This window comes from Escherichia sp. TW14182 (genome assembly GCF_000208525.1).
Taxonomy (GTDB): domain Bacteria; phylum Pseudomonadota; class Gammaproteobacteria; order Enterobacterales; family Enterobacteriaceae; genus Escherichia; species Escherichia ruysiae.
In genome coordinates, this window is the sequence record NZ_AEJZ01000185.1 from 1 (window position 1) to 9,095 (window position 9,095).

At 46.7% G+C, this 9,095-nt stretch carries 10 protein-coding genes and 1 other RNA gene; 8 read left to right on the forward strand and 3 right to left on the reverse strand.

Annotated elements, in window-relative coordinates; all coding sequences use genetic code 11:
- Window positions 1-780: transporter associated domain-containing protein (locus EQY_RS0115650; RefSeq protein WP_000311384.1), on the forward strand; the 780-nt coding region annotated here is incomplete at its 5' end.
- A 54-nt stretch (window positions 781-834) separates the two neighbouring features.
- Here the strand turns inward: EQY_RS0115650 and grpE are convergent.
- Window positions 835-1,428: a nucleotide exchange factor GrpE gene (grpE, locus tag EQY_RS0115655; protein ID WP_010351929.1), complete on the reverse strand. Its 594-nt coding sequence runs from the start codon at window positions 1,426-1,428 to the stop codon at window positions 835-837.
- A gap of 122 nt (window positions 1,429-1,550) precedes the next feature.
- Between grpE and nadK the strand changes: the two genes are divergently transcribed.
- From nadK to bamE, 3 genes are all read left to right on the forward strand, one after another.
- The gene (gene nadK / locus EQY_RS0115665) at window positions 1,551-2,429 is read left to right on the forward strand and encodes an NAD(+) kinase (protein ID WP_001059169.1); all 879 of its coding nucleotides are present in this window, start codon (window positions 1,551-1,553) and stop codon (window positions 2,427-2,429) included.
- A gap of 85 nt (window positions 2,430-2,514) precedes the next feature.
- Entirely contained in the window at window positions 2,515-4,176 is a 1,662-nt protein-coding gene (recN, locus tag EQY_RS0115670) for a DNA repair protein RecN (protein ID WP_000880898.1), read from the forward strand.
- 148 nt (window positions 4,177-4,324) lie between these two features.
- A complete protein-coding gene (bamE, locus tag EQY_RS0115675; RefSeq protein ID WP_001203438.1) occupies window positions 4,325-4,669 on the forward strand; it encodes an outer membrane protein assembly factor BamE in 345 nt (114 codons plus the stop codon).
- A gap of 57 nt (window positions 4,670-4,726) precedes the next feature.
- On the opposite strand, the gene EQY_RS0115680 is transcribed toward bamE, so the two are convergent.
- Window positions 4,727-5,017, reverse strand: coding sequence for an RnfH family protein (locus tag EQY_RS0115680; protein ID WP_001117836.1), 291 nt, complete (start codon window positions 5,015-5,017; stop codon window positions 4,727-4,729).
- Complete coding sequence (gene ratA, locus EQY_RS0115685; RefSeq protein ID WP_024191158.1) at window positions 5,007-5,444, reverse strand: type II toxin-antitoxin system toxin RatA; 438 nt, start codon at window positions 5,442-5,444, stop codon at window positions 5,007-5,009. Before ratA ends, EQY_RS0115680 begins: the two co-directional genes overlap by 11 nt.
- Before the next feature lie 170 nt (window positions 5,445-5,614).
- On the opposite strand from ratA, the gene smpB reads away from it, so the two are divergent.
- The 4 genes from smpB to EQY_RS0115700 form a co-directional block, all read left to right on the forward strand.
- A complete protein-coding gene (gene smpB / locus EQY_RS0115690; RefSeq protein WP_000162574.1) occupies window positions 5,615-6,097 on the forward strand; it encodes an SsrA-binding protein SmpB in 483 nt (160 codons plus the stop codon).
- A gap of 212 nt (window positions 6,098-6,309) precedes the next feature.
- Window positions 6,310-6,672, forward strand: a transfer-messenger RNA (tmRNA) gene (gene ssrA, locus EQY_RS24780).
- A 165-nt stretch (window positions 6,673-6,837) separates the two neighbouring features.
- Entirely contained in the window at window positions 6,838-8,067 is a 1,230-nt protein-coding gene (locus EQY_RS0115695; protein WP_167853601.1) for an integrase domain-containing protein, read from the forward strand.
- Between the two features lie 67 nt (window positions 8,068-8,134).
- Window positions 8,135-9,095 (forward strand): hypothetical protein (locus tag EQY_RS0115700; RefSeq protein ID WP_000366283.1); only part of this gene is annotated, 961 nt, incomplete at its 3' end.

A 9,095-nucleotide genomic window follows, 5' to 3' on the forward strand; every position in this document is an offset into this window, starting at 1 on the left:
AGTAAAGAAGAGTTGCGCACCATTGTGCACGAATCGCGGTCACAAATTTCCCGTCGTAACCAGGATATGCTGCTGTCGGTACTCGATCTGGAAAAAATGACCGTTGATGACATCATGGTGCCGCGCAGTGAAATTATCGGTATTGATATCAACGATGACTGGAAATCGATTCTCCGTCAGCTCTCCCACTCTCCTCACGGGCGCATAGTGCTGTACCGCGACTCGCTGGACGACGCTATCAGCATGTTGCGTGTGCGTGAAGCCTGGCGGCTCATGTCGGAGAAAAAAGAGTTCACTAAAGAAACTATGCTGCGCGCTGCGGACGAAATCTATTTTGTGCCGGAAGGCACGCCGCTCAGTACCCAATTAGTTAAATTTCAACGCAATAAAAAGAAAGTCGGCCTGGTTGTCAACGAATACGGCGATATTCAGGGGCTGGTGACGGTTGAAGATATTCTGGAAGAGATTGTCGGCGATTTCACCACGTCGATGTCGCCAACGCTTGCCGAAGAAGTCACTCCGCAAAACGACGGTTCGGTGATTATTGATGGCACCGCCAACGTGCGAGAAATCAACAAAGCCTTTAACTGGCATCTGCCGGAAGACGATGCACGCACGGTTAATGGCGTCATTCTGGAAGCACTGGAAGAGATTCCTGTCGCAGGCACTCGCGTGCGTATTGGCGAGTACGATATCGATATTCTCGACGTACAGGACAATATGATTAAGCAGGTAAAAGTTTTTCCTGTGAAACCGCTGCGCGAGAGTGTGGCGGAGTAACGAAAACGGCCCAGCATTCACATGCCGGGCCGTAATTTATTACGAAAACAGTAATTAAGCTTTTGCTTTCGCTACAGTAACCATCGCCGCGCGAATCGTACGACCGTTCAGCGTATAACCTTTCTGCATAATGCCCAGTACGTTACCCGGCGCTACATCATCAGATTCCACCATTGCGATAGCCTGATGCACATTCGGGTCCAGCGGCACGTTAGTTTCGGCAATCACATCAACGCCAAACTTACGTACTACATCCAGCATCGACTTCAGCGTCAGCTCAATGCCTTCAACCATCGCAGACATATCCGGATTAGCTTTATCAGCCACTTCCAGCGCGCGATCCAGACTATCAATCACCGGCAGCAATTCGTTGATGAATTTTTCCAGCGCGAATTTATGCGCTTTTTCGATATCCAGTTCAGTACGACGACGCAGGTTTTCCATTTCCGCTTTTACGCGCAAAATGCCGTCACGTTCACGGGTCTGAGCCTCAGCCAACTGAGCTTCGAGATTCGCAATTTTTTCATCGCGCGGATCCACCTGCTCAGCAGAAGCGTCTGGCTCAACTGCCTCAATCTCTTCGTGCTGATCCATGATAATTTCTTCCGGGGCTTGCCCCTCAGGCGTTTTCTGTTCTTTACTACTCATGAATTTCTCCGCGTTTTTTTCGCATTCATCTCGCTAACTTCGCTTATTATGGGGATCAGTTTCAGGGTTTCAAGGGAAGCACTCACATTGTCATCAATCTTCGCAACAAGGACCTCGGAAAAATGAATAATCATTTCAAGTGTATTGGCATTGTGGGACACCCACGGCACCCTACTGCACTGACAACACATGAAATGCTCTACCGCTGGCTGTGCACAAAAGGTTACGAGGTCATCGTCGAGCAGCAAATCGCTCACGAACTACAACTGAAGAATGTGAAAACTGGTACGCTCGCGGAGATTGGGCAACTGGCTGATCTCGCGGTAGTCGTTGGTGGCGACGGTAATATGCTGGGCGCGGCGCGCACGCTCGCCCGTTACGATATTAAAGTTATTGGAATCAACCGTGGCAACCTGGGTTTCCTGACTGACCTTGATCCCGATAACGCCCAGCAACAATTAGCCGATGTGCTGGAAGGTCATTACATCAGCGAGAAACGTTTTTTGCTGGAAGCGCAGGTCTGTCAGCAAGATTGCCAGAAACGCATCAGCACCGCGATTAATGAAGTGGTACTACATCCTGGCAAAGTGGCGCATATGATTGAGTTCGAAGTGTACATCGACGAGATCTTTGCGTTTTCTCAGCGATCTGATGGACTGATTATTTCGACACCTACAGGCTCTACCGCCTATTCTCTGTCGGCGGGTGGCCCAATTCTGACCCCCTCTCTGGATGCGATTACCCTGGTGCCCATGTTCCCGCATACGTTGTCAGCGCGACCACTGGTCATAAACAGCAGCAGCACGATCCGCCTGCGTTTTTCGCATCGACGTAACGACCTGGAAATCAGTTGTGACAGTCAGATAGCACTGCCGATTCAGGAAGGTGAAGATGTCCTGATTCGTCGCTGTGATTACCATCTGAATCTAATTCATCCGAAAGATTACAGCTATTTCAATACATTAAGTACCAAACTCGGCTGGTCAAAAAAATTATTCTAATTTTATGCCAGCCTCTTTACTGTATATAAAACCAGTTTATACTGTACACAATAACAGTAATGGTTTTTCATACAGGAAAACAACTATGTTGGCACAACTGACCATCAGCAATTTTGCTATCGTTCGTGAGCTTGAGATTGATTTTCACAGCGGCATGACCGTAATAACCGGCGAGACCGGCGCGGGTAAATCTATTGCGATAGATGCTCTCGGCCTGTGTCTCGGTGGTCGTGCTGAAGCCGACATGGTGCGTACCGGCGCTGCCCGCGCTGATCTGTGCGCCCGTTTTTCACTGAAAGATACGCCCGCAGCACTGCACTGGCTGGAAGAAAACCAACTGGAAGATGGCCACGAATGCCTGCTTCGTCGTGTTATCAGTAGTGATGGTCGCTCTCGTGGTTTTATCAACGGTACGGCTGTTCCGCTGTCTCAGCTACGCGAACTGGGTCAGTTGCTGATTCAGATCCATGGTCAACACGCTCATCAGTTACTCACCAAACCTGAGCATCAGAAATTCCTGCTTGATGGCTACGCCAATGAAACGTCTCTGCTCCAGGAAATGACCGCACGTTATCAGTTGTGGCATCAAAGCTGCCGTGACCTCGCGCATCATCAACAACTCAGTCAGGAACGCGCCGCCCGAGCTGAACTACTGCAATACCAATTAAAAGAATTAAACGAATTTAATCCGCAGCCCGGCGAGTTTGAACAAATCGACGAAGAGTACAAACGTCTGGCTAACAGCGGTCAATTGCTTACGACCAGCCAGAATGCATTGGCATTAATGGCCGACGGTGAAGATGCGAACCTGCAAAGCCAGCTTTACACCGCTAAACAACTGGTCAGCGAATTGATTGGTATGGACAGCAAACTGTCCGGCGTACTTGATATGCTGGAAGAGGCTACTATCCAGATTGCCGAAGCCAGTGACGAATTACGCCACTACTGCGATCGTCTGGATCTCGACCCTAACCGCTTGTTTGAACTTGAACAGCGCATCTCCAAACAGATTTCGCTGGCACGTAAACATCACGTCAGCCCTGAGGCATTGCCACAGTATTACCAGTCGCTACTGGAAGAACAGCAGCAACTGGACGATCAAGCTGACTCGCAAGAAACACTCGCATTGGCGGTAACGAAACATCATCAGCAGGCGCTGGAAACGGCGCGCGCATTACACCTGCAACGCCAGCACTATGCAACTGAGCTGGCGCACCTGATCACCGACAGTATGCAGGCGCTCTCCATGCCGCATGGCCAGTTTACGATTGATGTTAAATTTGACGAACATCACCTGGGCACTGACGGCGCTGATCGTATTGAGTTTCGGGTAACCACCAACCCAGGTCAGCCGATGCAGCCCATTGCCAAAGTCGCCTCCGGTGGTGAATTGTCCCGTATCGCACTGGCAATTCAGGTCATCACCGCGCGTAAAATGGAAACCCCGGCGCTTATTTTCGATGAAGTGGATGTGGGGATTAGCGGTCCGACAGCGGCAGTTGTCGGCAAACTGCTACGTCAGCTTGGTGAATCAACCCAGGTGATGTGTGTTACCCACCTGCCACAAGTTGCAGGATGCGGTCATCAACACTATTTTGTCAGCAAAGAAACCGATGGCGCTATGACCGAAACGCATATGCAATCCCTGGATAAAAAGGCGCGGTTACAAGAGCTGGCGCGCCTACTTGGCGGCAGTGAAGTCACACGCAACACGCTGGCGAACGCGAAAGAACTACTGGCAGCGTAAACTTTTTTCCTGCTTCACGGTCAGAATAAACAGCAAAACGCCGTAAGACCGGAAAGCAAAAGGTTTTAAAGTGATGAAAGGTCTATTATCATCGGCATATTACAGATGAGCCACGTACTGCTCGGGCCCGAAAAGGAATCAAATCACTATGCGCTGTAAAACGCTGACTGCTGCAGCAGCAGTACTATTGATGTTGACCGCAGGCTGTTCCACTCTGGAGCGAGTGGTTTACCGTCCTGACATCAACCAGGGGAACTATCTGACCGCTAACGACGTGTCCAAAATACGCGTTGGCATGACGCAACAACAAGTTGCGTACGCATTGGGTACACCGCTGATGTCCGATCCATTTGGTACGAATACCTGGTTCTATGTCTTCCGCCAGCAACCAGGCCATGAAGGTGTAACGCAGCAAACTCTGACGCTGACCTTTAACAGCAGCGGTGTGTTGACCAATATTGATAACAAACCTGCGCTGAGTGGCAACGAATAAAACTTGCTGTTTATAGCGATTAAAAAAGGTGCTCAGTGAGCACCTTTTTTCTGCCTGCTATTTATTCGCCGATTTTTCTGCGCGCTGTCTACGAAGCTCTTTCGGATCGGCAATCAGTGGTCGATAAATCTCTACTCGATCGCCCTCGCGCACGATATCGCTCAGTTTTGCCGGACGACTGTAAATGCCGACTTTATTTTTAGTTAAATCGATATCTGTACGTAATTCCAGCAAACCACTTGCGCGAATTGCCTCTTCAACCGTCGCGCCCTCCTGCAATGTTACACGCTGCAAATACTGCTTCTCTGGTAACGCGTAAGCTACCTCTACAGCAATTTTACCTGGCACTATAAACCTCTTTTGCTCGCACGGTGAAAGCCTGCACCATATTAGCCGCCAGCTCTTTAAACACGCGACCGAAGGCGAGTTCAATCAACTTATTAGTAAACTCAAAGTCGAGGTGAAACTCGATACGGCACGCTTCCGGACTCAACGGTGTAAACTTCCAGCCGCCGATCAATTTCTTGAACGGCCCATCAACCAGATTCATCAGAATACTTTGGTTACTGGTCAACTGGTTGCGGGTAGTAAACGTTTTGCTGATCCCAGCCTTAGAGACATCTACCGCAGCGGTCATCTGTCCAGGAGTGGACTCCAGAATCCGACTTCCAGTACAACCTGGCAAAAACTGAGGATAAGACTGAACGTCATTCACTAACTGATACATTTGCTCCGCGCTGTAGGGAACGAGTGCGGTCCGGCTAATTTGAGGCATAACAAATTCCATCAACAAAAATCCAACAAATAATATCATTTATCCTGCTGTAAAAAAAACGCTATCCCGGCGCTGGGTAACATCGTGTTCATGCTAAGATAGAGCCTTGTCCCCCGCAGGATTGATATGGGGTATTTTCGATTTCAGATTACCGATGATTCACGACGCTTATGACGAAGAAAAAAGCACATAAACCTGGTTCAGCGACCATCGCGCTTAACAAGCGCGCCCGTCACGAATACTTTATTGAAGAAGAGTTCGAAGCGGGACTTGCCCTGCAAGGCTGGGAAGTTAAATCCCTGCGCGCAGGAAAAGCCAATATTAGCGACAGCTATGTCCTTCTGCGCGACGGAGAAGCGTTCCTGTTTGGCGCAAATATCACGCCGATGGCTGTGGCTTCCACACATGTGGTGTGCGATCCTACTCGTACCCGCAAGTTACTTCTCAATCAGCGCGAACTGGACTCATTATATGGTCGCGTCAATCGTGAAGGCTATACCGTAGTGGCGCTCTCTCTGTACTGGAAAAATGCCTGGTGCAAAGTGAAAATCGGCGTCGCGAAAGGTAAGAAACAGCACGATAAACGTTCCGACATTAAAGAACGTGAATGGCAGGTTGATAAAGCGCGTATCATGAAAAACGCTCACCGTTAAACCTGCATCACATATACTGCAGATCCTCACCGCGCCTCCCTCTCCGGTGGCGCGAATGCACATCTTATCGGCTATCATATTTGATACAGATGTCGTCATCCCTTTGCTTAATCGAATAAAAATCATGCTACGCGGGCGCTAAATCCTGAACGATAACGCCATTGGGGCTGGTCATGACGCTCACAAATCTGGTATACTCGCCGTTACACATTGGGGCTGATTCTGGATTCGACGGGATTTGCGAAACCCAAGGTGCATGCCGAGGGGCGGTTGGCCTCGTAAAAAGCCGCAAAAAATAGTCGCAAACGACGAAAACTACGCTTTAGCAGCTTAATAACCTGCTTAGAGCCCTCTCTCCCTAGCCTCCGCTCTTAGGACGGGGATCAAGAGAGGTCAAACCCAAAAGAGATCGCGTGGAAGCCCTGCCTGGGGTTGAAGCGTTAAAACTTAATCAGGCTAGTTTGTTAGTGGCGTGTCCGTCCGCAGCTGGCAAGCGAATGTAAAGACAGACTAAGCATGTAGTGCCGAGGATGTAGGAATTTCGGACGCGGGTTCAACTCCCGCCAGCTCCACCACTTTTTAGTTGTTTGAAGTATACTGAAGTCTACTAAGCCCGCATGGAACCAGCCTTGCGGGCTTTTTTACGTCTACAGAAGTCTACTGAGATTTGCTAGAAGCTACACGTTATGGCACCCTTTTTAGGACCCAACGCAAAGGGTCCCAAAATCGAGGGTCCTAAAATGGCAAAGATCGCTAAGAAACTCACTGACACTGAAATCAAAAATACCAAGCCCGCAGAAAAGGAAATCAACCTTTTTGACGGTGATGGCCTGATGCTACGAATCGCTCCCCTATCAAAGGGTGGTAAGAAAAATTGGTATTTCAGGTATGCAGTGCCAGTAAGTAAGAAGCGAACAAAGATGAGCTTAGGAACCTACCCTCATCTCACACTTGCCAAAGCTCGGGCTTTACGTGATGAATACTTGTCATTGCTTACAAGTGGTATCGATCCGCAGATTCACAACAACGATAAAGCCAATGCCCTTAAGAATGCCACTGAGCACACGCTACAGGCGGTTGCTAGGAAATGGTTAGATGAGAAGGTCAAGACTTCTGGTATCTCTACAGACCATGCAGAAGATATCTGGCGGAGCCTTGAACGAAATATCTTCCCCGGCTTAGGCAACGTTCCGATCAAAGAGATCCGTCCCAAGCTCTTAAAACAACACCTTGACCCCATAGAACAACGAGGCGTGCTGGAAACACTACGCCGTATCATTTCACGCCTAAATGAAATTTTTCGTTGGGCTGCGACAGAAGAACTTATTGAGTTCAATCCTGCTGACAATCTCGGTCAGAGATTCAGCAAACCCAAGAAGCAAAATATGCCAGCTTTACCACCAGATGATTTACCCCGATTCTTAATTGCTCTATCTAACGCTTCTATACGACTCGAAACACGTCTTCTAATTGAGTGGCAACTCCTTACGTGGGTTCGTCCGGGAGAAGCTGTCCGCGCTCGGTGGAGTGATATAGACGAAGATAATCGATTCTGGAACATCCCCGGTGAGTTTATGAAGATGAAGCGCCCTCACAAGATTCCTCTGAGCAAAGAAGCTATGCGCATCCTTGAGTCAATTAAACCGATCAGTGGTCATAGAGAGTGGGTTTTCCCAAGTATTAAGGCCCCTCTTAACCACATGCATGAACAAACAGCCAATGCTGCAATTATCCGTATGGGATTCGGTGGTGAACTGGTTGCTCACGGAATGCGCTCTATAGCAAGAACGGCTGCTGAAGAAAGTGGTAAATTTAGAACAGAGGTGCTTGAATCAGCCTTAGCTCATACTAAGAACAACGAAATCATAGCCGCTTACAATCGTGCTGAGTATCTTGCTGAGAGAACAGAGCTGATGCAGTGGTGGGGAGATTACGTTCAGACGCAGAAATATAAGGCAATTGCAGCGTGATAGGCATTTATAAATAGATAAACCATGAGCGATTGTATAAATCAAGGCAATCAATAGAGGAGTATAAATGGACCTAACAATTTTTTCTGAAAATATTAAATCCACAGGCTTTATCTTGGAAAACAAGATATCAAAGATATTGATCAGCAACAAATGGAATGTAATAAACAACAAGTATTATATTGATGATGTGGCAAAAATAGCCAGAGAAATTGATATCATTGCCTATAAAGCCACCAAGATAGAAGATATCTATGTTTATACTTCACTAATAATAAGCTGTAAAAAAAACGACGAAAAAATTTGGGCTTTACTCACGAAAGAATTCAATAAAAGCGATCCTAATATTGAGTTGGAACCATTACAGTATTGGTCCAATCATCCAATAATAGACTATCAATTACAAGAAGAAAAATTAATAAAAGAAGCTGTCCCAACAGGCGAACTTTACGAAAAACTATTTGAGCCTCACAAACAAGTTTTTGCTTTCCAAGAAATGTCAAAAAAGAATGGCAAGCCCGATAACGATAAAAACATATTTAACTCAATTACGTCATTAATGAAATCACAATCATATGAAATTAGTTCATTGTCTAAAAGAAAAAAAGAAAGATGTGTTTATTTCTTTCATCTACTATCAATAATAGATAGCAATTTAATAACACTTGATTGTTCAGATGAACATATCGCACCCAATGAAGTGAATTCACAAATATATATAAGCAACTATATAATCAATGGTGAATCCGTATCCTCAAAAATTAATTTCATGACCCCTGACGGTTTTAATGATTTAATCAAGAATTATCACTCTCTGCATAAGCATTATTGTCAACATATTTCGCGCTGCTTTAACGTCTTTTTCAAAGATGCATTGGAAAAAATAGACAAACAGAAAATCCTTGCCAATGAACTAAATAGAAAATTCGCTAATAAAATAAGATCTCTCATTTACAGGAAAATTAATATTTATGATAAATACGCAATAACACGAATATCATTATATAAAGGAAATATTGATATTGATA

What these genes read in the sequence shown, in the direction of transcription:
- EQY_RS0115695 (WP_167853601.1), top strand. Translation starts at nt 6,838, where the DNA reads ATGGCAAAGATCGCTAAGAAACTCACTGACACTGAAATCAAAAATACC.
- grpE (WP_010351929.1), bottom strand. Translation starts at nt 1,428, where the DNA reads ATGAGTAGTAAAGAACAGAAAACGCCTGAGGGGCAAGCCCCGGAAGAA.
- recN (WP_000880898.1), top strand. Translation starts at nt 2,515, where the DNA reads ATGTTGGCACAACTGACCATCAGCAATTTTGCTATCGTTCGTGAGCTT.
- bamE (WP_001203438.1), top strand. Translation starts at nt 4,325, where the DNA reads ATGCGCTGTAAAACGCTGACTGCTGCAGCAGCAGTACTATTGATGTTG.
- smpB (WP_000162574.1), top strand. Translation starts at nt 5,615, where the DNA reads ATGACGAAGAAAAAAGCACATAAACCTGGTTCAGCGACCATCGCGCTT.
- ratA (WP_024191158.1), bottom strand. Translation starts at nt 5,444, where the DNA reads ATGCCTCAAATTAGCCGGACCGCACTCGTTCCCTACAGCGCGGAGCAA.
- nadK (WP_001059169.1), top strand. Translation starts at nt 1,551, where the DNA reads ATGAATAATCATTTCAAGTGTATTGGCATTGTGGGACACCCACGGCAC.